The 23,038-nt window shown below is 68.0% G+C and carries 21 protein-coding genes; 16 read left to right on the forward strand and 5 right to left on the reverse strand.

The window, feature by feature from the left end; genetic code table 11:
• Nucleotides 1–426: an Lrp/AsnC family transcriptional regulator gene (locus tag AB4Z48_RS12185; RefSeq protein WP_441614189.1), complete on the reverse strand. Its 426-nt coding sequence runs from the start codon at nt 424–426 to the stop codon at nt 1–3.
• A gap of 201 nt (nt 427–627) precedes the next feature.
• Here AB4Z48_RS12185 and AB4Z48_RS12190 point away from each other — a divergent pair, with 201 nt between their 5' ends.
• The 5 genes from AB4Z48_RS12190 to AB4Z48_RS12210 all read left to right on the forward strand — a co-directional run bounded on the left by AB4Z48_RS12190 (nt 628) and on the right by AB4Z48_RS12210 (nt 6,173).
• Nucleotides 628–1,698: an ornithine cyclodeaminase gene (locus AB4Z48_RS12190; RefSeq protein ID WP_441614190.1), complete on the forward strand. Its 1,071-nt coding sequence runs from the start codon at nt 628–630 to the stop codon at nt 1,696–1,698.
• Between the two features lie 44 nt (nt 1,699–1,742).
• Nucleotides 1,743–2,861 carry a succinylglutamate desuccinylase/aspartoacylase family protein gene (locus AB4Z48_RS12195; protein WP_441614191.1) on the forward strand — a complete coding sequence of 373 codons (1,119 nt, stop codon included), beginning with the start codon at nt 1,743–1,745 and terminating at the stop codon, nt 2,859–2,861.
• 107 nt (nt 2,862–2,968) lie between these two features.
• Nucleotides 2,969–3,847 carry an alpha/beta fold hydrolase gene (locus AB4Z48_RS12200; RefSeq protein WP_441614192.1) on the forward strand — a complete coding sequence of 293 codons (879 nt, stop codon included), beginning with the start codon at nt 2,969–2,971 and terminating at the stop codon, nt 3,845–3,847.
• Between the two features lie 311 nt (nt 3,848–4,158).
• Entirely contained in the window at nt 4,159–5,226 is a 1,068-nt protein-coding gene (locus tag AB4Z48_RS12205; protein ID WP_441614193.1) for a maleylacetate reductase, read from the forward strand.
• A 71-nt stretch (nt 5,227–5,297) separates the two neighbouring features.
• Nucleotides 5,298–6,173: an NAD(P)-dependent oxidoreductase gene (locus AB4Z48_RS12210; RefSeq protein ID WP_441614194.1), complete on the forward strand. Its 876-nt coding sequence runs from the start codon at nt 5,298–5,300 to the stop codon at nt 6,171–6,173.
• A 1,037-nt stretch (nt 6,174–7,210) separates the two neighbouring features.
• Here the strand turns inward: AB4Z48_RS12210 and AB4Z48_RS12215 are convergent.
• On the reverse strand, nt 7,211–8,125 hold the full coding sequence (locus AB4Z48_RS12215) for a LysR substrate-binding domain-containing protein (protein ID WP_441614195.1): 915 nt from the start codon (nt 8,123–8,125) through the stop codon (nt 7,211–7,213).
• A 336-nt stretch (nt 8,126–8,461) separates the two neighbouring features.
• Between AB4Z48_RS12215 and AB4Z48_RS12220 the strand changes: the two genes are divergently transcribed.
• The 9 genes from AB4Z48_RS12220 to AB4Z48_RS12260 all read left to right on the forward strand — a co-directional run bounded on the left by AB4Z48_RS12220 (nt 8,462) and on the right by AB4Z48_RS12260 (nt 17,474).
• The gene (locus tag AB4Z48_RS12220; protein ID WP_441614196.1) at nt 8,462–9,808 is read left to right on the forward strand and encodes an amidohydrolase family protein; all 1,347 of its coding nucleotides are present in this window, start codon (nt 8,462–8,464) and stop codon (nt 9,806–9,808) included.
• Nucleotides 9,809–9,889: 81 nt separating this feature from the next.
• The gene (locus AB4Z48_RS12225) at nt 9,890–11,281 is read left to right on the forward strand and encodes an FAD-linked oxidase C-terminal domain-containing protein (RefSeq protein ID WP_441614197.1); all 1,392 of its coding nucleotides are present in this window, start codon (nt 9,890–9,892) and stop codon (nt 11,279–11,281) included.
• On the forward strand, nt 11,278–12,786 hold the full coding sequence (locus tag AB4Z48_RS12230) for a sugar ABC transporter ATP-binding protein (RefSeq protein ID WP_441614198.1): 1,509 nt from the start codon (nt 11,278–11,280) through the stop codon (nt 12,784–12,786). The genes AB4Z48_RS12225 and AB4Z48_RS12230 overlap by 4 nt, the downstream gene beginning before the upstream one ends.
• A complete protein-coding gene (locus AB4Z48_RS12235; protein ID WP_441614199.1) occupies nt 12,779–13,753 on the forward strand; it encodes an ABC transporter permease in 975 nt (324 codons plus the stop codon). The genes AB4Z48_RS12230 and AB4Z48_RS12235 overlap by 8 nt, the downstream gene beginning before the upstream one ends.
• The gene (locus tag AB4Z48_RS12240; protein ID WP_441614200.1) at nt 13,750–14,718 is read left to right on the forward strand and encodes an ABC transporter permease; all 969 of its coding nucleotides are present in this window, start codon (nt 13,750–13,752) and stop codon (nt 14,716–14,718) included. The genes AB4Z48_RS12235 and AB4Z48_RS12240 overlap by 4 nt, the downstream gene beginning before the upstream one ends.
• 164 nt (nt 14,719–14,882) lie before the next feature.
• Entirely contained in the window at nt 14,883–15,839 is a 957-nt protein-coding gene (locus tag AB4Z48_RS12245; protein WP_441614201.1) for a sugar ABC transporter substrate-binding protein, read from the forward strand.
• Between the two features lie 61 nt (nt 15,840–15,900).
• Entirely contained in the window at nt 15,901–16,800 is a 900-nt protein-coding gene (locus AB4Z48_RS12250; protein ID WP_441614202.1) for an intradiol ring-cleavage dioxygenase, read from the forward strand.
• 5 nt (nt 16,801–16,805) lie between these two features.
• The gene (locus AB4Z48_RS12255) at nt 16,806–17,108 is read left to right on the forward strand and encodes a YciI family protein (protein WP_441614203.1); all 303 of its coding nucleotides are present in this window, start codon (nt 16,806–16,808) and stop codon (nt 17,106–17,108) included.
• 54 nt (nt 17,109–17,162) lie between these two features.
• The gene (locus tag AB4Z48_RS12260) at nt 17,163–17,474 is read left to right on the forward strand and encodes a Dabb family protein (protein WP_441614204.1); all 312 of its coding nucleotides are present in this window, start codon (nt 17,163–17,165) and stop codon (nt 17,472–17,474) included.
• Between the two features lie 72 nt (nt 17,475–17,546).
• Here AB4Z48_RS12260 and AB4Z48_RS12265 read toward each other — a convergent pair whose 3' ends face one another.
• The gene (locus AB4Z48_RS12265) at nt 17,547–17,771 is read right to left on the reverse strand and encodes a hypothetical protein (protein ID WP_441614205.1); all 225 of its coding nucleotides are present in this window, start codon (nt 17,769–17,771) and stop codon (nt 17,547–17,549) included.
• 362 nt (nt 17,772–18,133) lie between these two features.
• Nucleotides 18,134–18,874, reverse strand: coding sequence for a class I SAM-dependent methyltransferase (locus AB4Z48_RS12270; protein ID WP_441614206.1), 741 nt, complete (start codon nt 18,872–18,874; stop codon nt 18,134–18,136).
• Between the two features lie 835 nt (nt 18,875–19,709).
• On the opposite strand from AB4Z48_RS12270, the gene AB4Z48_RS12275 reads away from it, so the two are divergent.
• Together AB4Z48_RS12275 and AB4Z48_RS12280 are read left to right on the forward strand one after the other, a co-directional pair.
• On the forward strand, nt 19,710–20,153 hold the full coding sequence (locus tag AB4Z48_RS12275) for a PRC-barrel domain-containing protein (protein WP_441614207.1): 444 nt from the start codon (nt 19,710–19,712) through the stop codon (nt 20,151–20,153).
• A 326-nt stretch (nt 20,154–20,479) separates the two neighbouring features.
• Nucleotides 20,480–22,051 carry a class I adenylate-forming enzyme family protein gene (locus AB4Z48_RS12280; protein WP_441614208.1) on the forward strand — a complete coding sequence of 524 codons (1,572 nt, stop codon included), beginning with the start codon at nt 20,480–20,482 and terminating at the stop codon, nt 22,049–22,051.
• Between the two features lie 65 nt (nt 22,052–22,116).
• On the opposite strand, the gene AB4Z48_RS12285 is transcribed toward AB4Z48_RS12280, so the two are convergent.
• Complete coding sequence (locus AB4Z48_RS12285) at nt 22,117–23,004, reverse strand: LysR substrate-binding domain-containing protein (RefSeq protein ID WP_441614209.1); 888 nt, start codon at nt 23,002–23,004, stop codon at nt 22,117–22,119.
• Nucleotides 23,005–23,038 lie beyond the last annotated feature (34 nt).

Consider the following 23,038-nt stretch of genomic DNA (forward strand, 5'->3'; position numbering starts at 1 on the left):
TCAGGAGAGCTTGTAGCTCTGCAGGTGGATGCTGGTTTCCGTGGCGCTGATGCCCTTGATCAGCCGCACGCGTTCCAGCACGTTGGCCAGTCCTTCCAGGGTCGAGGCGCGCACCTCGGCCAGCAGGTCCCACCTGCCATTGGTGTCATGCAGCGCCGCGATGCCGGGCTCCCCCAGCAGCGTGGCGATCACCTCGCGCGTCTGGTTGCCGTCCACGGCAACGCTCATCCATGCGGCAATCGCATCCGGCCGCGCCTCGGGGCGCAGCTGCACCGTATAGCCCACGATCACCCCGGATTTTTCCAGCCGCGCCATGCGGTTGGTGATGGTCGTGCGCGCCACGCCGAGCCGGTGCGCGAGCAGGGCCACGCTGGCGCGGGCGTCGGCGCGCAGCAGCGCCAGCAGTTGGTGGTCGAAGGCGTCCATGTGGGTCCATATGGGTCGATGTGTCGAAACGAAAGTCGTTGTGGTCATTCTGATGCGATGATAGTATTTTGTTGACACAATAACCACTTCATTTTGGCTTTGCCGGCTGGAAGAATGGGTGTGTTCCGCATAGGCGCCAATACGCACCAAGGCGCACCCATGCGCGCCGACATGCACCCACCAATTCCACCGGAGACCCACATGACCTTGTTCCTTTCACCCAGCCACGTATCGCGCATCGTCGCCGAGCGCGGCCTCGGCCACGCCCTGCGCGGCATGGCCGCCTATATCCGCGAGGATTTCCTGCGCTGGCAGGACTTCGACAAATCCGCCCGTGTGGCCACGCATTCGGCGCTCGGCGTGATCGAACTGATGCCGATCGCCGATGCCCGCCTCTACAGCTTCAAGTACGTCAACGGCCACCCGGCCAACACCCGCGCCGGCCTGCCCACCGTGATGGCCTTCGGCGTGCTGGCCGACGTGGACACCGGTGAGCCGGTCCTGCTCAGCGAGCTGACCCTGACCACCGCGCTGCGCACTGCGGCCACGTCCGCGGTGGCCGCCAGCCAGCTCGCGCGGGCCGGCGCCACCACCATGGCGCTGGTCGGCAACGGTGCGCAGAGCGAGTTCCAGGCGCTGGCCTTCTATCACCTGCTGGGCATCCGGCGCATCCAGGCCTTTGACGTCGATCCCGCCGCCACCGCCAAGCTGCGCCGCAACCTGGCCGATGTGCCCGGGCTGGAAGTGCGCGCCTGCGCCAGCACGGCCGAAGCCGTGCGCGGCGCCGACATCGTCACCACGGTCACCGCCGACAAGGCGCTCGCCACCATCCTCACGCCCGGCATGATCGAGCCGGGCATGCACCTGAACGCCGTGGGCGGCGATTGCCCCGGCAAGACCGAGCTGCATCCGGACATCCTGCGTGGCGCCAGCGTGTTCGTCGAGTTCGAGCCGCAGAGCCGCATCGAGGGCGACGTGCAGCAGATGCCGGCCGATTTCCCCGTCACCGAGCTGTGGTCGGTGCTGGCCGGCCGCGTGCCGGGCCGGCGCGATGCGGGCGAGGTCACCGTGTTCGATTCGGTCGGTTTCGCGCTGGAAGATTACTCGGCGCTGCGCTACCTGCGCGACCAGGCCATCGCGCTGGGGCTGGGCGAGGACGCGGCGCTGATCCCGCGCCTGCCCGATCCCAAGGACCTGTTCGCGCAGCTCGCCAGCCCGTGCGTGCCGCCCGCACCGCCGCGGGCCGCGCCGCTCGCGCAGCCCGTCAACTAAGCCAGGCCCCCCGAGGGCAAGACCCACTAGCGAAGACACACACCATGCAAAGCCAGATCCATCCCCTGATCTCCCCTGCGCCCGGGCTTGCCCTGCAGCTCACCAGCCACCATTTCGGCGACGCTGCCGCCGGGCGCAAGATCTACCTGCAGGCCGGCCTGCACGCCGACGAGATCCCCGCCATGCTGGTGGCCGTCACGCTCAAGGCGCGCCTGCGCGAGCTGGAGGCGCAGGGCCGGCTGCGCGCGCAGGTGGTGCTGGTCAGCGCCGCCAATCCGCTCGGGCTTGGCCAGGCGGTGCTGGGCAGTTTCATCGGCCGCTTCGACCTGGCCAGTGGCAATAACTTCAACCGCGGCTTCCCGATGCTGTTCAAGGACATTGCGGCGGCGGTGGAGGGCAAGCTCACGCAGGACAGCGCGCACAATCTGCGTACCATCCGCGCGGCCTGGCGCGAAGCGCTGCTGGCGCGCCCCGCCGTCAATGCCTTCAAGTCTTTGCAACACGCGCTGATGCTGCTGGCGCACGATGCGGACGTCGTGCTCGACCTGCACTGCTCGCGCGAGGCCGCCATGCATGTCTACACCGGCGATGCGATCTGGCCGGAGGTCGAGCCGCTGGCGCGCTATCTCGGCGCCACCGCCAGCCTGCTGGCGCTCGATTCCGGCGCGCACTCCTTCGACGAAGCGCACAGCTACACCTGGTGGCAGTTGCAGCAGGAATTCGGCAAGCGCTTTCCCATTCCCCACGGCAGCATCGCCGTGACCGTGGAGCACCGCGGCCAGCGCGACGTGACCGATGCCCTGGCGCAGCAGGACACGCAGGCGCTGCTCGACTACCTGACCCATATCGGCGCGATCGACGGCGACGCGCCGCCCTTGCCGCCGCTGCTCCAGCCGGCAACGCCGCTGGCCGGCAGCGAGCAGTTCGTGGCGCCCGCGGCGGGCCTGCTGGTCTATCGCGCGCCGATGGGCGCGCAGGTGAAGGCGGGGCAGCCCCTGTTCGATATCGTCGATCCGGTGGAGGGCACGCGCGAGACCATCGTCAGCCATACCGACGGTGTCTTCTACATGGGCCGCGAGGTGCGCTACGTGAAGCCGGGCGACCAGATCGGCCGGGTCTCCGGCGCGCGGGCATTCCGCGTGGGGAACCTGCTGGGGCCGTGAGGGCGTGCCTGTCTGCCGGGCTACCGGCGGGGGTGGCGCTACACTGCTGCCTGGCTCGCCGGCAGCTGGTGCCGGCCGACTTCTCGCGCGCACGCGCAGGTATCCGGATGCAAGGCACTGTTCCCGATCATTTCGATCATTTGGCACAACCCGATACCGCGGCCGCGCTGGCCGCGGTCGCGGCTCTAGAACGCCAGGCCGGCCGCACGGTCACCGATGCCGGCGGCTGCCGCGTGGTGTGGCGCCGCTTCGGCCAGGGGCGTCCGCTGATCCTGCTGCATGGCGGGCACGGCAGCTGGCTGCACTGGGTGCGCAATATCGAGGCACTGGCCGCGCGGCGCACCGTATGGGCCCCCGACATGCCGGGCTTCGGCGAATCGGGGGACATTGCCAGCGAGCTGCCCCTCATTGCCGGCACGCTGGCCGCCGCCGCCGCGCAATTGCCCGGCTGCGCGGACGGCTTCGACCTTGCCGGCTTTTCCTTTGGCGGGCTGGTCGCCGCCAACGTCGCTGCCAACGTCACGGCCTCGGCCGGCGCGGTGGGCCGGCTGGCCTTGCTGGGTTCGGCCGGGCACGCTGGCGTGCGGCGCCAGCAGCAGGCGCTGGTGGACTGGCGCAAGGCGCCGGACGAGCGCGCGCTGGCGCAAGCCATGTGCCACAATCTCGCCGCCTTCATGATTGCCGACCCCGCGCGTATCGACGCCATGGCGCTGCATGCGCATACCGAGTCTTGCAGGCATACGCGCTTTCGCAGCAAGCCGATCTCGCGCGCGGGCGGCTTGCGCGAGGCGCTCGACCGCTTTGGCGGCGACGTGCTGCTCGCCTGGGGCGAGCACGACGTGACCGCCGAACCGATGGCGGCGGCGCAGGCCATGGCGCAGGGCGACGCGCGGCGGCAGGTGCGCATCGTGCCCGGCGCCGGCCACTGGGTCCAGTACGAAGCGCACGAGCAAGTCAATGCGCTGCTGGACGGCTGGCTGGCATAAGCCGGCCTATCCTCATATCGTCCGACACGCCTCGGTGCCCGCCGGCGCGGCCTGCCTGGCTGGACGCACACGACGGGCGCCCGTAGCGCCCGGCATCGAGGCTGAGCGGCCGGCAATCCGGCCGGACCGGCGATTCTTCCGCTGGCATCAAGAGTGTTTTCCCGTTCGGGCATTTCTTTCCGGCAGGCGGAAGGCTAACGTGCACAAAGATGTTGCGCGGACGCAGGCCTGTCTGCAGGCGCAGCGCAAAGTGCGAAATAAAACACATTGGTGCGGGCGCGGTCCCGACCCATGCGGAGGAAGACAAGATCATGTCCATATCGTTTGTCTATGCAAGCCAGCCCACGCGCGTGCTGTTCGGAGCCGGCAAGCTGGACCAGCTCGCCGCCGAACTCGGGCGGCTAGGCGCCACCCGCGCGCTGGTCCTGTGCACGCCGAACCAGGTGGCGGAGGCCACGCGCGTGTCGGAACAGCTCGGGCCCTTGTCGGCCGGCGTCTACGACGGCGCGGTCATGCATGTGCCGCTGGAATCGGCCCGCGCCGCCATTGCGCACGCGCAGGCGGTCGGCGCCGATTGCATGGTCGCGCTGGGCGGTGGGTCCACCACCGGCCTGGGCAAGGCGGTGGCGCTGACCTCCGGCCTGCCCATCGTGGCGATCCCCACCACCTATGCCGGCTCGGAGATGACGTCGATCTACGGCATCACCGACGCCGGCCTGAAGAAGACCGGACGCGATGCGCGCGTGCTGCCGCGCACCGTGATCTACGATCCCGTGCTGACGACCGGCCTGCCGGTGGCGCTGAGCGTGACCAGCGGCCTGAACGCGATCGCCCATGCCGCCGAAGGCCTTTATGCGGAGGATGCCAATCCGGTCACGTCCCTGATGGCCGAGGAGGGCATCCGCGCGCTGGCCAGCGGCATTGCGCGTATCTTCGAAGCCCCGGCCGATCTCGATGCGCGCGCCGACTGCCTCTACGGCGCCTGGCTGTGCGGCACGGTGCTGGGCAGCGTGGGCATGGCGCTGCATCACAAGCTGTGCCACACGCTCGGCGGCAGCTTCAACCTGCCGCATGCCGAGACCCATACCGTGGTGCTGCCACACGCCATTGCCTATAACGCCAGTGCGGCGCCCGAAGCCATGGCGCGCATCCGCCGCGCCTTGGGCAGCGGCAACACTTCGGCGGCACGCGCCCTGTACGACCTCGCAGCGCGGCACGGTGCGCCGACCGCGCTGCGCGACATCGGCATGCGCGCCGAAGACCTGGACCGCGCCGCCGATATCGCGCTGGCCAACCCTTACTGGAATCCGCGCCCGATCGAGCGCGCGCCGATCCGCGAATTGCTGCAGGCGGCCTTCGAGGGCGCACGCCCCGACTGAGGCGCGCAGGCGAACCAGCACGGCGCAACACAGCGCCATACAACACAGCACGACACACACTGGAGACAGCAATGCAAATCGGCTTTATCGGAACCGGCAAGATGGGTTTGCCCATGGCGCGCCACCTGGCCGCGGCCGGACATGAGGTCACCGGCTTCGACCTGGCGCCCGCCGTGCTGGACGCAGCGCGCCAGGCCGGCCTGAAGACGGCCGCGTCGCTGGCGCAGGCATGCGGCGGCAAGGACATCCTGTTCAGCTCGCTGCCGCACGACGCGGCGTTCGAGGCGGTCGGCGCGCAGGTGGCGGAACTGGCGGCGCCGGGCACGCTGTACATCGATACCAGCACGGTGTCGCCGCAGGCGTCCGCGCGCGTGGCGGCGCTGCTTGCGCAACGCGATGTCCGGTACCTGCGCGTGACAGTGTCCGGCAACAACAAGATGGCCGAAGCCGCCCAGCTCACCGCGCTGGTGTCCGGTCCAGAGGCCGCCTATGAACAGGCCAGGCCCCTGCTGGCGGCGCTCGGGCCGGCCCAGTTCTACCTGGGCGAGGCGGAACAGGCGCGCCTGATGAAGCTGGTGGTGAACCTGATGATCGGCCTGACCTCCGGCATGCTGGCCGAAGCGCTGACGCTGGGCGCCAAGGGCGGCCTGAAGTGGCAGGACATGTGGTCGGTGATCACCGCCAGTGCGGTGGCCGCGCCCATCGTCAAGGCCAAGTCAGCGCAGTTGGTGGAGCATGACTACACGCCCACCTTCACGGTGGACCAGATGCTCAAGGACGTAGGGCTGATCCTGGATGCCGGTGCGGATCTGCGCGTGCCCTTGTCGCTGACCGCGCTGCTCGGCCAGATGCTGCAGGGCGCTGCGGCGCAGGGCATGGCTGGTGATGACTACGCGGCGGTGATCAAGGCTGCGCGGTTGGGGGCGGGGTTGACGGTGGAGGGATAAGGGGGGGTGGATTTTGGTCTTTAGGTGTTTGATATGATGTGATTTGATTCAAGGGATTTGGATTCAAAGTCAACTTCAAGGATTAAAATCTTCAAAGCTTCAAATTAAAAGTCAACTTCAAAGTCAACGGCTTTCGCTCCCCCGGAGCGACCTACTTTCTTTTTTCCGAAAAGAAAGTAGGCAAAGAAAGCGGACTGCCTGGCCGGCAGGGGCAGAAACATTGGGATTTCTGGTGTTTCTGGTTTCGTCGTGGGGTTCTTGGTTCTGCTTGCATCCTGCCGTTACCGGTTTTGGCGGTCGCTATCCTGCGGGTGGCGTTCGATTCGTGGTGGCGCTACATGATGGCGGCAGCCCAGGTGGTTCAATCTGCTGCCGCGACCGGGGCGGATGGGGACGTCATAGGAGCGGCACTGGTTTCGTGGTGGGCGCGGTGGCCCCTGTTTGAGCTCGGTGCCTCATAGCTCCCGTGCCTAATAGCGCCAGCTTCAGAAATAAGCGGTGGGCGCGGTGGCCCCTGTTTGAGTTCGGTGCCTCATAGCTCCGTGCCTAATAGCGTCAGCTTCAGAAATAAGCGGTGGCCGGCTTGAAGTAACCCGGCACACCCGCGCCCCGGTCCACCGCGCCCACCACGAAACCACGAGAGTGCTATGTCGTGGCCGCTCAAGCCGGTAACGGCAGATGGCAGAACTGGCAGTGTGCTCGCCATCATAGGTCTGACCCCGAAACCACTGCAGCCAGCAAGATCGCGGCCGCCCGCCCCGGTAACGGCAGGATGCAAGCAGAACCAAAAACCCCACGACGAAACCAGCAACACGAGAAATCCCAACGTTTCTGCCCCTGCCGGCCAGGCAGCCCGCTTTCTTTGCCTACTTTCTTTTCGGGGAAAAGAAAGTAGGTCGCTCCGGGGGAGCGAAAGCCTTTGACGTTGAATTTGACTTTGAAGTTGAAATTGAAGTTGAAGTTGAAGTTGACTTTAAGATCTTGATGTGTACGTTTTATAGGGAGGTTCTACAGACCGCCGGAAAAACAAAAAATCCTCAAGAAGTCCACTTCCTCTCATAATCCATCCGCTCGAAGTGCGCCACCAAAAAATCAATAAACAACCGCACCTTCGCAGCCAGATAGCGCCGGCTCTGAAACGCAATATTAATGGTAAGACGAGGCAAATCCCAGTCATCCAGCACCGGAATCAGCCTCCCCGCCACGATATCGTCGTAGATGATGTACTTGGGCTGCACCAGGATGCCCAGGCCTTCCATCGCCGCGGCGCGAATCACCTGCCCGTCGTTGGATTCGAGCTTGCTGCGCACCGTCACGCCCCTTTCCTCGCCGCCGCGCGTGAAGTTCAGCTCGTGCGGACGGTTGGCGTACGAATAGATCAGCATCTGGTGGCGCAGCAGGTCTTCTACCTCGCGCGGCGCGCCCATGCGGTCCAGGTAACGCGGTGAGGCCGCCAGCACGCGCCTGGTCTCGGCCAGCCGGCGCACCGTCAGGCCGGAATCGGGCTCGAACTCGCGCGTGCGGATGGCGAGGTCGATGCCGCTGTCCATGATGTCGTAGTAGCGGTTGGCGGTGAGGATATTGACGTCCACCTTCGGGTAGAGCCGGGTGAATTCCGGCAGCAGCGGCGCCAGGTGCTTCATCGAGAACGACATCGAGGCCGTGATCGTCAGCGTGCCGCCCGGCTCCAGCACATTGGCGTTGACGGCCGCCTCCGCTTCCTTGATTTCCGCCAGCACGCCCTTGCAGCGGCGGAAGAATTCGTGCCCCACGTCGGTCAGGTAGAGGCGCCGCGTATTGCGCTCGATCAGGCGCGCCGACAGGCGCTGCTCCAGCGAGGCCAGGTAGCGGCTGGCCGCCGCATTGGAGATATCCAGGCTGTCGGCAGCCTTGGTGATGCTGCCCAGTTCGGCGGTCTGCACGAACAGTTCGAGTTCGGTCCAGCGGTCCATCTTCGTCTCCCCTTTGTCTTTGACCCGGTGCGGACGCTGCGGCCAGGCGCCGCATGATTCTCTCGCCTGGCGGAAAGAAGATTTCCTTATCCGTCGTTTTTTTCCGTTTGCCGGGAGTATAGAGTTTGTTCCAGCGCATGTCAGCCCGCGCGGTCCCTGCAAAGGCCACCCGCTGACACGTAGCCCGCCATACACAGAGCGGCACGCTGGCGACCCTGGTTGCCGGCAGTGCCGCCGCTTACGGAGACCGACCCATGCCCGCCATCCAGCCTCTTCCTGCCTGCCTGTCCGGCACCGCCAGCATTGCCCGCCGTTCGCGCTGAGGAGGACGCAGCCATGTCACGCATCCTGTTCCGCGGCGCCACCCTGGTCACCATGGAACCCGCGCTCGGCGAGCTTGCCGGCGACCTGCTGGTCGAAGGCGATCGCATCGCCGCCATCGCGCCGCGCATCGACGCCGTGAGCGCGGACAACGCCGAGATCATCGACGCCCGCGGCTTTATCGTCGCGCCCGGCTTTGTCAACGCACACATGCATACGTGGCAGACCGCCCTGCGCGGCGTGGCCGCGGGCTGGACGCTCACCGGATACTTCCGCCAGATGCATGCGGGGCTGGCCACGCGCTTCACGCCGGCCGACATCGGCATCGCCACGCTGGTGGGCGCCTGGAACCAGCTCGACTGCGGTACCACCACGCTGGTGGACTGGTGCCACAACAATCCCACGCCGGCGCACAGCGATGCCGCCGTGGATGCGCTGGAACAGTCGGGCATCCGCGCGGCCTTCCTGCACGGCTCGCCCAAGCCCGATCCCAAGCCCGGCGCGCTGCCGTTCTGGGAGATGCCGCATCCGCGCGGCGAGGTGGAGCGCCTGGCGAAGCGCCTGCAGGGCTCGCACCTGCTCAGCCTCGGGCTGGCGATCCTGGGCCCGCATTACTCGACGCTGGAAGTGGCGCTGCACGATTTCGCGCTGGCGCGCGAGTTCGGCCTGCTGGCCAGCATGCACCAGGGCGGCGGCAGCGCGCGCACGCCGGATGGCTGGGAGCGGCTGGAGCAGGCCGGCCTGCTGGGCTCCCATATCAATATCGTGCACGGCAACAACCTGACCGACGACCAGCTTGCGCGCTTCGCGGGCCTGGGCATGAGCTTCTCGCTCACACCGGAGAACGAGCTGACGCAGGGCCACGGCTTCCCGATCACCGGCAGGCTCACCCGGCTGGGCGTGATGCCGTCGCTGGGCGTGGACCTGGAGTCGGGACTGTCGGGCGAGATGTTCGTCGCCGCGCGCATCGCGCTGGGCGTGCAGCGCGCGCTGGACCATGCCGCCTACCGGCAGGCGCACGGCGAGATCGCCCCTGCGCACGCGGTGAGTTGCCGCGACGCGCTGGCATGGGTCACCGTGGCCGGGGCACGCATGCTGGGCATGGAGGACCGGATCGGCTCGCTGGCCGTCGGCAAGCAGGCCGACCTGGTGCTGATCGATGCGCGCCGGCTCAACATGATGCCGCTGCACGATCCCGTCAGCGCCATCGTCATGCAGGCCAGCCTGGCCAATATCGACAGCGTGTTCGTGGCCGGCCGCGCGCGCAAGCGCCACGGGCGCCTGCTGGTGGACGGGCTGCCCGGCAAGCTCGACGCGCTGCGCGAGTCGGGCGAGCGGCTGGTGGCGACGATGGCCGGGTAGAGGGGCCGGAGGAGAGGCGGCGCATCAACCGGCGCAGGCCTTCTCCCCGCAGGGATTCGAAATAATCAAAAGGAGGAGACCATGCATGCAACACCAGACGAGCGCGACCGCGCGCTCGCCGAACTGCGGCAGATGCTGGGCGAGCGCTGCTCGACCGCGCTGGCCGCGCGCGAGCATCACGGCCGCAGCGAGGCGTACCACGCGGTGAAGCTGCCGGACGCCGTGGTGTTTCCGGAAACCACCGAGGAAGTCCGGCGCATCGTTGCCGTGGCCGGCCGCGCGCGCGTGCCGCTGGTGCCGTTTGGCGCGGGCACGTCGCTCGAAGGCAATGCCTCGGCGCCGCAGGGCGGCATCTGCATCGACATGATGCGCATGAACCGTGTGCTGGCCGTCAACCAGGGCGACATGGACTGCCGCGTGCAGCCCGGCGTCACGCGCAAGCAGCTCAACGCGGAGCTGCACGGCAGCGGCCTGTTCTTTCCCATCGATCCTGGCGCGGATGCATCCATCGGCGGCATGTCGTCGACGCGGGCCTCGGGGACCATGGCGGTGCGCTACGGCACCATGCGCGAGAGCGTGCTGTCGCTCGAGGCCGTGATGCCGGACGCCAGCGTGGTGCGCACGCGCCGCCGCGCGCGCAAGTCCGCCGCCGGCTATGACCTCACGCACCTGCTGGTGGGCAGCGAGGGCACGCTGGCCGTGCTCACCGAGATCACGCTGCGGCTGCATCCGCTGCCGGAGGCCGTGTCCGCCGCGGTGTGCCCGTTCGGCACGCTGGAAGACGCCGTCGATTGCGTGATCGAGACCATGCAGGCGGGCGTGCCGGTGGCGCGCATCGAGCTGCTCGACAGCGTGATGATGCATGGCGTCAACCTGCACTCCCACCTCGACTACCCGGAAAAGCCCACGCTGTTCTTCGAGTTCCACGGCAGCGAGTCCGCGGTGCGCGAGCAGGCGGAGCAGGTGCAGGCCATCGCCGCGGGCCACGGCGCGGATGCCTTCCAGTGGGCCACGCGGCCCGAGGACCGCAGCCGCCTGTGGCACGCACGCGAGAACACGCTCTACGCGGGCATGGCGCTGCGCCCCGGCGCGCGCGCCATGATCACCGATGTGTGCGTGCCGATCTCGGAGCTGGCGCGCTGCCTGCTGGAGACCCGGCAGGATATCGACGCCTCCGGCCTGACGGTGCCCATCGTCGGCCACGTGGGCGACGGCAACTTCCACCTGCTGATCCTGGTCAACCCCGACGACCCCGCCGAGATCGCGCGCGCGATGCGGCTGCAGGACGCCATGGTGGAGCGCGCGCTGCGCCTGGACGGCACCTGCACCGGCGAGCACGGCATCGGCACCGGCAAGATGCATTTCCTGGAAGCCGAACTGGGCGGCGCGGTGGATGTCATGCGAAGCGTGAAGCAGGCCATCGACCCGCACAACATCATGAACCCCGGCAAGATCTTCAGGACCGAATCATGAACGCCATCACAGAAGTCACGCCGCTGCTGGAGATGCGCGGCATCTGCAAGAGCTTCCCCGRTGTCAAGGCGCTCGATGACGTGTCCTTCGCCATCTACCCCGGCGAGGTGCACATGCTGCTGGGCGAGAACGGCGCCGGCAAGTCGTCGCTGATGAAGGTCCTGTGCGGCGTTTACCTGGCCGACGCCGGCGAGTTCCACCATGAAGGCAAGCCGGTCGCCGTCGGCGGCCCGGCCGACACCATGCGCATGGGCATCGCGGTGATCTTCCAGGAGTTCTCGCTGGTGCCTTACCTGGACATCGCGCAGAACATCTTCCTGGGGCGCGAGCCGCGCGGGCGCTTCCCGGGCTCGGTCGACCACGCGAAGATGCACGCCGAAGCGCGCCGCATCCTCGACATCCTGGGCATGGAGGTCAGCACGCATACGCCGGTGCACAAGCTGGGCGTGGCGCAGCAGCAGATGGTGGAGATCGCCAAGGCGCTGTCGCAGAACGCGCGCATCCTGGTGCTGGACGAACCCACCGCCGCGCTGTCGGACCGCGAGACCGAGAAGCTGTTCGCGGTGATCGAACGGCTCAAGGCGGACGGCGTGTCGATGATCTATATCTCGCATCGCATGGCTGAAGTCTTTGCGCTGGGCGACCGCATCACCATCCTGCGCGACGGCCGCAAGGTCGGTGCCTGCCTGCCGGGCGACGCCACCCCGGACGAACTGGTGGCACGCATGGTGGGCCGCAAGGTGGACATGAGCTACAGCCGCGAGCGCAGCGCGCAGCTGGGCGAGGTGGCGCTCGACGTACGCAACGTCAGCGCCGCGACCGGCATTGCCGATATCAACCTGCAGGTGCGGGCCGGAGAAATCGTGGGGCTGGCGGGGCTGGTTGGCTCGGGCCGCAGCGAGGTCGCGCGCGCCGTGTTCGGCGCCGATCCCATCCAGGCTGGCGAGGTCAGCATCTTCGGCCGGCGCATGAATGGCGGGCCGGACCGCGCGCGCGAACTGGGCGCCGCGCTGATCCCCGAGAGCCGCAAGACCGAAGGACTGGCGCTGATCCGCACGGTGCGCGACAACATGCTGCTGGCCGGGCTGCGCCGGGCGTTTCCCTCGCGCTGGTACCGCGCCGAGCGCGCGCGCGAACTGGCCGAGCGCGAGATCGCGCGGCTGCGCATCGCCACGCCCAACGGCGACCAGCTCGCGCAGTTTCTCTCCGGCGGCAACCAGCAGAAGATCGTGATCGGCAAATGGCTGGTGGCCGAGGCGAAGCTGTTTATCTTCGACGAACCCACGCGCGGGATCGACGTGGGGGCGAAGGCGGAGATCTTTGCCCTGATCGACAGCCTGGTCAAGCAGGGCGCCGGCGTCCTGCTGATCAGCTCGGAGCTGCCGGAAATCATCAATGTCTGCGACCGCGCCTATGTGATGCGCGGCGGCCGCATCGCCGGCGAAGTCGCCCATGGCGAGATGACCGAAGAACGGATTCTGCAATTGGGGATGAACGATGCCTGATACACATGCACTGACAAGGCCGCTGGGCCAGCCGCGCAGCAATCCGCTGGGCAGGATGCCCGGCTCGGTATGGGTGCTGGGGCTGCTCGCGCTGGCCTTCAGCCTGACGGGCTCGGGCTTCCTGAGCGTGGAGAACCTGCTCAATATCGGCACGCAGTCCACCATCTTGCTGCTGATCGCGCTGCCGATGACGCTGATCATCATGACCGAGGGGCTGGACCTGTCGATGGGCGCCGTGCTCACGCTGTGCGGCGTGGTGCTGGCGATGGTGATGGTGGCAACGCAATCCCTGCCGCTGGCGCTGGGCGCCGCGCTGCTGACCGGGCTGGCGTTCGGGCTGCTCAACGGCGCGCTGGTGTCCTGGCTGGAGATCCCGCCCTTCGTGGCCACGCTCGGCACGCTGGGCGCCGCGCAGGGGCTGGCGCTGGTGGCCACCGACGGCCAGAGCGTGGTCGGCATCGGCGACACCATCCCGCTGATCTACTCCGGCGAGTGGCTGGGCATTCCGTTCCCGCTGTGGATCGGCGTGGCGTTCTACGGCCTGTTCCACTGGCTGCTGTACCGCACGCGCTTCGGCGCCTATGTGTTCGCCCTCGGCGGCAACCGCGAGGCGCTCAAGTTCTCCGGCGTGCGCATCAACGTGTACCTGATCGCCGTCTACGTGCTGGGTGGCCTGATGGCCGGCGTGGCGGCGCTGCTGCTGACCGCGCGCATGAACGCAGGGCATCCCACCGCGGCCATCGGCATGGAGTTCGACGCCATCGCCGCGGTGGCGGTGGGCGGCACCACCTTCGACCGCGGCAACGGCTGGCTGCCGGGCACGGTGCTGGGCGTGCTGGCGGTGGGCGTGCTGCGCAACGGCCTGAACCTGGTCGGCGTGCAGTCGTCGGTGCAGGTGGCGGCCATCGGCCTGCTGGTGCTGGTGGTGCTGCTGATCGAATCGTTCAAGGGAAGGGGGAAAGCATGAACACGGCCACTCTGATTCCGCCGCTGTCGGCGGACGCCCGCTCGTTCGCCTACCGGCTGTTCGCGCTCGGGCTGCTGTGCCTGGCGCTGGCGCTGGCGTCCGATGCGTTCCTGACGCTGGGCAATATCCTCAACGTGCTGCGCCAGGCCAGCCTGCTGTTCCTGCTGGCCTCGGGCCTGACGCTGGTGATCCTGACCGGCGGGCTGGACTTGTCGGTGGGGGCCAACGTGGCCATGTCGGCCTGCGTGGCGGCCACGGTGATGAAGGCGACCGGCTCCACCATGCTGGGCGTGGGCGCGGGCCTGGGCACCGGCGCGCTGATCGGCCTGGCCAACGGCCTGCTGGTGGCGCTGCTGCGCATTCCGCCCTTCATCGCCACCTACGGCATGTTGTGGGTGCTGCACGGCGTGACCTACTGGTTCATGGCCGGCGAGACCATCCACGGCTTCCCGCCGGAGTTCCGCGCCATCGGCAGCGGCTACCTGCTCGGCGTGCCGGTGCCGGTCTACCTGATGCTGCTGTTCCTGCTGGCGGGCACCGCCATGTCGCAAAAGACCACCTACGGGCAGGAGATCTATGCCATCGGCGCCAACCCCGTGGCCGCGCGCCTGTCGGGCGTGCCGGTGATCAAGCGCCTGGTGCTGGTCTACCTGGTCAGCGGCGCCATGGCCGGCATTGCCAGCCTGGTGTTCCTGGCGCGGCTGAACTCGGCCGAAGGCGACATCGGCGAATCGCTCACGCTGCCGGCCATCGCCGCGGTGCTGATCGGCGGCACCTCGCTGTTCGGCGGGGTGGGGCGGGTATCGGGCACGCTGGTCGGCGCCATCATCCTCACGCTGGTGCTCAACGGCATGAACCTGCTCACCGTCAGCGCCAACTGGCAGCCGCTGGTGACGGGCGTGATCGTGGTGCTGGCGGTGTTCCTGGACACGCTGTCGCGCAAGCGCATCGGCGTCAGGTCATAAGGCCGGCCCGCGGGTCTTCCGGTTCACGGCGGTGCAGGCGCGGTACGCCAGGCAGGACGACGCAGGCAAGACGCAGGCAAGACGGTTCACACAAGACGGTTCACACAAGACGATTCGCAACAGACAACAGCCAGACAACAGCTAGATAACAGACGACAGGAGACATGATGAACGCACCCAAGCTCAAGCAACTCGCCGGCATGCTGGCCCTGGCCGCCACCGCCACGCTGGCCCTGCCGGCCCACGCCGACGGCGAGCGCATCGCGGTATTCACCAAGAACCAGACCAACCCCTTCTTCCAGGTGCTGCGCCAGGGGGCCGACGCCGCGGCCAAGAGCATGAACGCGCGCCTGACCCACTACATCCCCACCAAGCCGGACAGCATTCCGGAGCAGATGAGCCAGATCGAGGACGTGATCGTCAAGAAGACCGACGCCATCGTCTTCGTGCCGGTGGACTACAAGGCGATGGGCCCGGGCGTGAAGAAGATGAACGCAGCCAATATCCCGGTGGTCAACGTCACCGACAAGAGCGACGTGGGCAACTTCGTGTCCTTCGTCGGCGCCAGCGACTATGACCTCGGCCTGAAGACCGCCACCCACCTGTTCAAGGCCATGGGCGGCAAGGGCAACGTGGTGCTGCTCGAAGGCATCAAGGGCTCGCTCACCAATATCGACCGCGTGCGCGGCCTGCACGACGCGCTCAAGGCGTTCCCCGGCGTGAAGCTGGTGGCGTCGCAGCCGGCCAACTACCAGCGCCTGCAGGCCCTGCAGGTGATGGAGAACCTGATGCAGTCCTACCCGCAGATCGACGGCATCTTTGCCGCCAACGACGCCATGGCCATCGGCGCCATCGAGGCGCTGCAGGGCGCCAACCGCAAGGCGCTGGTGTCCGGCATCAACGGCACCAAGGAGGCCGTGGACGCGATCAAGGCCGGCACCCTGCTGGCCACCGGTGACTACAATGGTTTTGCCCAGGGCTGCCTGGGCACCATGGCCGCCATCCGCAAGCTGCGCGGCATGCCGGTGACGCCGAGCATCGTGCTGCCGGCCACCGTGATCGACAAGACCAACTACCAGGCGCTCGACGTGCCCGTGGAAAAACGGACCTGCCCGCGCTGAGAAGACGCCGCCAAGACCTGAGCGCGGCGACCCGATCATCTTCAATCACTGAACCGACATCATGCGTAATCTCGACGAAGAGACCATCACCCAGGCGGTACTGGCGCGGCACGCCGACATGCCCAACGGCCGCCTCAAGCAGATCATGACCAGCCTGGTCCAGCATCTGCATGCCTTTGCCCGCGAAGTGCAGCTCACCGAAGAGGAGTGGGCGCAGGGCATCCAGTTCCTGACCGAGGTGGGGCAGACCTGCACCGGCACCCGCCAGGAATTCATCCTGCTGTCCGATACGCTGGGCCTGTCCACCCTGGTGACCGCGCAGAACCACAAGAAGCCGCGCGGGTGCACCGAGGCCACCGTGTTCGGCCCGTTCTACGTGGACGGCGCGCCCGAATACGAACTCGGCGGCGATGTCGGCAACGGCATGGCCGGCGACCCCTGCTACGTCAGCGGGCACGTCAAGGGCATTGGCGGCGAAGCCGTGCCGGGCGCCCGCATGGAGGTGTGGCAGGCGGATTCCGAGGGCTTCTACGATGTGCAACAGCCGGGGCTCGAGCAGCACCAGGGCCGCGGCGCACTGATGGCCGACGCCGAAGGCGGCTACCGCTTCAAGTCGATCCTGGCGGAGTGCTACCCGATCCCGCACGACGGTCCCGTGGGCCACATGCTCGACGCCATGGGGCGCCATCCCTGGCGTCCCGCGCACCTGCACTTCATGATCTCGGCGCCGGGCTACGAGACGCTGATCACGCATGTGTTCCGCGACGGCGACGCGTACCTGGATTCCGATGCCGTATTCGGCGTGCGCAGTTCGCTGATCGCCGACTGGGTGCGGCACGAGTCCGGCACCACGCCGGATGGCAAGGTGTCGGCCGCGCCGTTCTATACGCTTGATTTCGATTTCATCCTCAACCCGTCCGCGCCTGCCGCGCCGGCGCAATCCGCATCCAACCGGAGGTAAGCCACATGCTGTTTGTATTCCATCTTCTCGACAAGCCGGGCACCGGCGAGCTGCGCGCCAAGGTCCGTCCCGATCACAAGGTCTACCTGGGCGCCAAGGCCGACAGCATTGCCTTTGCCGGCCCGCTGCTCGGCGACGATGGCGAAACCATGGTCGGCAGCCTGCTGGTGATCGATTTCCCCTCGCACGCCGATGCAAAGGCCTGGCTGGCGGCGGAGCCGTTCACGCGCGCCGGCGTGTACGGGCAGTCGGCGGTGCACGCGTTCGCCAACCTGTGGCCGCAGAAGGCCGGCTTCCCGCCGGCCTGAGCGGCGCGTCGGGAAGCAAGCTGAGCCAAAGCTGAACCAAGACAAGGGGGAAACGTGTCCATCGTCAAACACATCGTGATGTGGAACCTGCGCGGCGAGACCGAGCGGGACAAGCGCGACGCCGTGGCCCGGCTCAAGCTCGCCTTTGAAGGGCTGCGCGGCCGCATTCCGGGCCTGCGGCATCTGGAAGTGGGAGTGGATTCGAGCGGGGTCAACTATGCCTGCGACGTAGTGCTCTACTCGGAGTTCGAGTCGCAGAGCGCGCTGGAAGGCTATGCCACGCACCCGGAGCACCTGCGGGTGAAGGAAGAACTCGGCGACCTGCGCATCGCGCGGCACCAGGTGGATTACGAGGCAGCCGCCTGAGCTGCCTGAGCAACCTGAGCAACAAGACGGCTCCCGCCCCGGGCGCGCGAGTCTGCGCCCCGGGGTCGGGTTTCAGCCCTGCGCCCCCCAGGCGCGCGCGGCCACCGGCGGAAACACGCACCACGAACCATCACCGTGGCGGAAGAAGAACAGCATGTCGGCGGCGCGCTGCACGCAGACATAAGGCACGTGCCCGGCGTGCGTCCTGCCGAAGCGTGCCACGCGCAGGGGAAGGCCCTCGGCGGGGGCGATCCACTTGGCCACGATCGAATGCAGGGTAGTGATGTCCGGGCGCATTTTGTTCTCCGCTTCGTTGCTCTTCGCCGTTTCGCTTCTTCGCTTGGCGGCGTGCTTGCCGGCTGCCGGGAGCCCGGGCTTGCTGCCGGGGGCATCGCGGTAATTCCTTGATTCCATGCTAGGCGCGGGGGCGGCGCGACGGCGTCGGCGCGGTGGAAAACACGTATCGGCGGTGGATGAATCTGGCGTAGGGAAACGGCTTACAAAGGCGACTGGGCCGCGGGATCGCGGCCCGGGCGCGTGGTCCCGGCGAGCGTTGGTTCGTCTTCCGGCATGCGCCGGCCCGCCGGGGCGGATCCGGACAGGCAAGGCGCATGTCTCGCGTCATGCGCATGGGGCAGGGCCCACGGGCGCGCCGGCGCTCAGGCCGCTCGCGTGGCCACGCAGAACAGGCTCAGCGCCGCCTCGCGCGAGGCCGGGTCGATGCCGGACAAGCGCTGTGCCACGCGTAGCTTGAGCGGCGGCCGGCCGATGTTGCCGTCGAGCACGTCCTTGCCCACCCGGTAACTGTGCGGGTAGATCTCCACCTTGAAGCCACGTGGCTCGAGCGTGCCACGCAGCAGGCGCTCGCTGACGCCGTCGCCGGGCCGGTGGTGCAGCTCCGTGGCCAGCGCCCGGCGCTGCTCGTCATCGGCTGCGCGGTGGCCACCGCGCCCGAGCCAGCGGTACAGCGGCAAGCGCAGGCGCCACATCAGCAAGGCGGCGCCGTTGAAATCCCAGGCCGATTGCTGCGGGTCGTGGTCCAGCACCAGTACCCCGCCGGGACGGACCAGGCGCGCGGATTCCGCCAGCACGCCTTCCATGTCGTCGCAGTGGTGCAGCGAGCCGTTGATGGCCACGATGTCCGCGATCGCTGTCCTGAGCGGCAGGCCGTGCGCATCGGCCAGCAGCGGCGCATAACCCACGCGCGCGGCCATTGCCAGGCTGCCCGGCGCGATATCCACGCCGATGGCCTCGCGCGGCTGGCCGCCCAGCGTGGCAAGCAGGTTGCCGGGGCCGCAGCCGATGTCGACCAGGATCTTGTCGTCGAGCGTGCCGATGGCCGCATGCCAGCGTTCGCGCAGTTCAGGGTAGCGGTGTACGTTCTGCAGCCACTCATCCACAGCGGGTGGCTGAAATAGTGCGCGTTGGCGCGCATGCCGGTGGTATAGCGCGCGATGGCTGCCTTCGGCAAGCGCGCGCCGCGCAAGACCGTGCCGGCCTGGAGATAGGGCTGCAGGCGCGCGTGATAGGCCGCGGTTTCTTCGGTGGTGGGGCCGCCGCGGCGAGGGCCGGGCTGCATGCCGTGCGGCTCCCGCTGGCGGGACGGCTCCGGCGGCGCACGCCGCAACAGGCTGGAGAAAGGTGCTGAGGACAGAGAGGGCAGGACGCGCATCGGGGCTCCGGGTGAAGGTGGCAAGCTGTGCGGCAGCGCTGCCCGCTGCGGGCAACGGCAGGGCCGCGGATTCAACCGCTCGCGGGCGCCGGATAACCCCTTGCCCACTTGGAAATTCGGGAACGTTGCCGCGCGAAGCCGGCGCGCATGCCGCGCCCGCTTCTGGCAACCGGAATCAAGGCTGAAGTCCTGCCACGTCCAGGGGTCCAGTGGCCGAATGCTCCAATGGTCCGGCGGCGGGCAGGTGATGGTGCGGATGAATGCAGCAACGGCATCACCGGCACGACGGTGCGGAAGTGCGCCTTTCATTCCGCCATGGAAATCTAGCAGCTTTTGCCCAGATGCCGGAGCGGCCGCTTCACGAAGCCATGTGCGCCGGCGCACAGACTGGCCGGCATGGCGGACCCCACCCGCCACCGAAAATTACCCGCCTTTGTAATTCTTCCCGCGGCGCGCCCCTTGGCACGTCCCCTGGAGCGCGGCACGCCGCGGGCAGTGCGCGGATGCGTGCTGGCATGTTCGTTGCGCCCGGTTTCGGAACGAATCCCATCCAGGAGACCAAGATGAACCAACTCAATCCCGGCGGCCTCGCCGGTGGCGCCGGCGCGGCCATTGTCGGCAACGGTATCGGTGATGGACCCGGGCCCGAGGTCATGGCGGCCGCGACGCTGGACGGCAACAAGGTCTATTCGTCCGATGGCGAGCATGTCGGCAAGATCTCGGACATCATGCTCGACGTGCGCGGCGGGCGCATTGCCTACGCCGTGCTGACCAGCGGCGGCTTCCTCGGCATGGGCGACACGCTGCACGCCATCCCGTGGGGCGCCCTTACGCTCGACACCGACGAGAAGTGTTTCCGTATCGGCGTCACCGCGGAACGCATCAAGGATGCGCCCGGCTTCGACAAGGACAGCTGGCCTGCGATGGCGGATCCGCAGTGGGGCACCACGCTGCATGAATACTACGGGCGCTCGCCTTACTGGATCGGCGGCAGTGGGCCGCTCTGAGGCAAGCCGTTAAGGCATGGCTTTAAGGCAAGCCTCTGGCGCAAGCCGGTAGCCGGTCCTTCGCGTTTCCGCCTGCCGCGTTGCAGGGGAGAGAAGGCCCCGGGGGTGCCCCCGGGGCCTTCGCTTGTGTATCCCGCGGACGGCCCCGTCGGGCCCACCGCACCCGAACGTCGCGTCCGTGCGAGAATCCTCCGGTCCGGCCGCAGCTCGGCGGCGGGATTTGCCGGACGGTGCGGCGTATTGCCGTTCCCGATCACAATCCGTTCGCGACGGCCGCCGCATCCGGCGGAACCGATCGCGGCACCAGATGGAGACAGGAATTTCCCATGGGCATCACAGAACTTCTTGCGCAGCCGATTGGCAACCTGGCGGACTGCGTGCGGCTGCACGCCGCCGAGCGGCCCGGCCACACGGCGGTGATCGACAACCGCCGCTCGCTCACCTACGCGGAATTCGATGCGCTGGCCGACCGGGTCGCCGCCGCCCTGCAGCGTGACGGCTTGCGGCCCGGCGCGGCGCTGGCCATCTGCGCGGCGGCGTCGGCGGAGTACGCGGCGCTGCTGATCGGCGGCCTGCGCGCGGGCGTGGCGCTGGTGCCGCTGGCGCCGTCGTCCACGCCGGCCAGCCTGGCCGGCATGGTGGCTGACTCCGATGCCCGGGTGCTGTTCGTGGACGCGGATGTCCTGCGCGAGCTCGCGCCGGTGAAGGACGGCATCGGGGTGCCGCTGGTGGGCCTGGCCGGTGCGCCGGCCGGCCAGTCGTTCGAGGCCTGGCTCGCGCCCGAGGGCAGCCGGCCGCAGGAGCACCCGCTGGACCCGGAGCAGGTGTTCAACATCATCTACTCGTCCGGCACCACCGGCACGCCCAAGGGCATCGTGCATGCCCACGCGCTGCGCTGGAACCAGATTCGCCGCGTGCAGGAAAGCGGTGGCTACGGCCCCGACGCCGTCACGCTGATCTCCACGCCGCTCTATTCCAACACCACCCTGGTGAGCTTCATTCCCACGCTGGCGCTGGGCGGCACCGCGGTGCTGATGCCGAAGTTCGATGCGCAGCGCTACCTGGAGCTGGCCGCGCGGCACCGCGTCACGCACAGCATGCTGGTGCCGGTGCAATACCAGCGCTTGATGGCGCGCCCCGACTTCGACAGCTACGACCTGTCCTCGTACCGCATGAAGTTCTCCACCAGCGCGCCGCTGAGCGCGGCGCTCAAGGCCGATGTGCTCAAGCGCTGGCCGGGCGGCCTGGTCGAGTACTACGGCATGACCGAGGGCGGCGGCAGCTGCGTGCTGGCCGCGCACGAATTCCCGGACAAGCTCCATACCGTGGGCCGCCCCATGGAAGGCCACGATATCCGCCTGATCGACGACGACGGCAAGGAAGTCGCGGTGGGCGAGATCGGCGAAGTGGTCGGCAGTTCCAACGCCATCATGGCCGGTTACCACAAGCAGCCCGAGAAGACCGCCGCCGCCCACTGGCACGACGCCGCGGGCAAGCTGTTCATCCGCACGGGGGACGTCGGCCGTTTCGACCAGGACGGCTTCCTCACGCTGATGGACCGCAAGAAGGACATGATCATCAGCGGCGGCTTCAACATCTATCCCAGCGATCTCGAAGGCATCCTGCAGAAGCACCCCGCCGTGGCCGACTGCGCGGTCGTGGGCGTGCCCTCGCAACGCTGGGGCGAGACACCGGTGGCCTTCGTGGTGCTGCGCGACGGCGCGGCAGCCCCCGCGGCATCGGCCGGGGCGCTGATGGACTGGACCAACGATCAGGTCGGCAAGACCCAGCGCCTGGCCGTGGTGGAACTGGTGGACGTGCTGCCGCGCAGCGCGATCGGCAAGGTGCTCAAGCGTGAACTGCGCGACGGGTTCCGGCCGGGGCAGGCGCTGGACTGAGGCGGCCCGGGGCAGGCGGCGGGCGCACCGCTCGCCCCCTGCCGTCTGCCGTCTGCCGCCAACCGCTATCGCGGCGCGATCATGTCGATGAAATCCTGCATATAGCCGCGCACGTACTGGTCGGCCCGCAGGCTGACTGCCGCCATCGACGGCGGGAACAGGTCCGCGGTATCGATTACCGCGAGATCGGTGTCGCGCCGCGGCTCCACCGCCATCTGCTGGACCACGGCCACGCCCAGGCCGGCGGCGACATAGGCCTTGATCACATTGGCGTCGGTCGCGCGCACCACCACGCGCGGCGACAGCCCCCGGCGCTGGAACTCGCGCATCACCACCCATCCCGAATTGAAGTGCTCGTCGTAGGTCACCAGCGGGTAGCGCGCGATGTCTTCGATGGTCACGCGCGCCAGCTTCAGCAGCGCATGGCGGCGCGGCACGATCAGGCAGCGCGGGATGGGGTAGGCCTCGACCGAGATGATGCCCTCCGGCGTGACGTCCGGCAGCGTGGAGATGCCCAGGTCCACCGCGTTCTCGCTGACCCACTGCAGGATCTGCGCGGGGTGGCCCTGCAGCAGTTCCAGGTTGACCGCCGGGTACGCGGTGCTGAAGCGGCGGATGGCGTCGAGCAGGCCATAGCGCGCATGGATGTGCGTGGTGCCCACGCGCAGCGTGCCGCTGCCGCCGCCCGCCTGCCCGGCGCCGGCCAGCCCGTTCAGCGCGCGGGTGTCGTTGAGCACGCGCCGCGACAGCGCCGCCGCTTCCTGTCCCGCATCGGTCAGGCTCACCAGCCGGTTGCCACGGCGCACGAACAGCTCCACGCCAATCTCGCTCTCCAGTGAGCGGATCAGCTTGCTGACTGCCGGCTGGGTGGTGTGCAGGGCGTCCGCGGCGCGGGAGACGCTGAGCTGGCTGGCAATGACTGCCTGCAGGCAACGTAGTTGTTGGAGGGTCATATCATGCCATTTTGGCAATGATTGTCTACGAACA

This window comes from Cupriavidus sp. 2TAF22, from assembly GCF_052115045.1.
GTDB lineage: Bacteria > Pseudomonadota > Gammaproteobacteria > Burkholderiales > Burkholderiaceae > Cupriavidus.

Excerpts from the sequence above, each read along its gene's own strand:
- AB4Z48_RS12185 (WP_441614189.1), bottom strand. The coding sequence starts at position 426 with ATGGACGCCTTCGACCACCAACTGCTGGCGCTGCTGCGCGCCGACGCC.
- AB4Z48_RS12190 (WP_441614190.1), top strand. The coding sequence starts at position 628 with ATGACCTTGTTCCTTTCACCCAGCCACGTATCGCGCATCGTCGCCGAG.
- AB4Z48_RS12195 (WP_441614191.1), top strand. The coding sequence starts at position 1,743 with ATGCAAAGCCAGATCCATCCCCTGATCTCCCCTGCGCCCGGGCTTGCC.
- AB4Z48_RS12200 (WP_441614192.1), top strand. The coding sequence starts at position 2,969 with ATGCAAGGCACTGTTCCCGATCATTTCGATCATTTGGCACAACCCGAT.
- AB4Z48_RS12205 (WP_441614193.1), top strand. The coding sequence starts at position 4,159 with ATGTCCATATCGTTTGTCTATGCAAGCCAGCCCACGCGCGTGCTGTTC.
- AB4Z48_RS12210 (WP_441614194.1), top strand. The coding sequence starts at position 5,298 with ATGCAAATCGGCTTTATCGGAACCGGCAAGATGGGTTTGCCCATGGCG.
- AB4Z48_RS12215 (WP_441614195.1), bottom strand. The coding sequence starts at position 8,125 with ATGGACCGCTGGACCGAACTCGAACTGTTCGTGCAGACCGCCGAACTG.
- AB4Z48_RS12220 (WP_441614196.1), top strand. The coding sequence starts at position 8,462 with ATGTCACGCATCCTGTTCCGCGGCGCCACCCTGGTCACCATGGAACCC.
- AB4Z48_RS12225 (WP_441614197.1), top strand. The coding sequence starts at position 9,890 with ATGCATGCAACACCAGACGAGCGCGACCGCGCGCTCGCCGAACTGCGG.
- AB4Z48_RS12235 (WP_441614199.1), top strand. The coding sequence starts at position 12,779 with ATGCCTGATACACATGCACTGACAAGGCCGCTGGGCCAGCCGCGCAGC.
- AB4Z48_RS12240 (WP_441614200.1), top strand. The coding sequence starts at position 13,750 with ATGAACACGGCCACTCTGATTCCGCCGCTGTCGGCGGACGCCCGCTCG.
- AB4Z48_RS12245 (WP_441614201.1), top strand. The coding sequence starts at position 14,883 with ATGATGAACGCACCCAAGCTCAAGCAACTCGCCGGCATGCTGGCCCTG.
- AB4Z48_RS12250 (WP_441614202.1), top strand. The coding sequence starts at position 15,901 with ATGCGTAATCTCGACGAAGAGACCATCACCCAGGCGGTACTGGCGCGG.
- AB4Z48_RS12255 (WP_441614203.1), top strand. The coding sequence starts at position 16,806 with ATGCTGTTTGTATTCCATCTTCTCGACAAGCCGGGCACCGGCGAGCTG.
- AB4Z48_RS12265 (WP_441614205.1), bottom strand. The coding sequence starts at position 17,771 with ATGCGCCCGGACATCACTACCCTGCATTCGATCGTGGCCAAGTGGATC.
- AB4Z48_RS12275 (WP_441614207.1), top strand. The coding sequence starts at position 19,710 with ATGAACCAACTCAATCCCGGCGGCCTCGCCGGTGGCGCCGGCGCGGCC.
- AB4Z48_RS12280 (WP_441614208.1), top strand. The coding sequence starts at position 20,480 with ATGGGCATCACAGAACTTCTTGCGCAGCCGATTGGCAACCTGGCGGAC.
- AB4Z48_RS12285 (WP_441614209.1), bottom strand. The coding sequence starts at position 23,004 with ATGACCCTCCAACAACTACGTTGCCTGCAGGCAGTCATTGCCAGCCAG.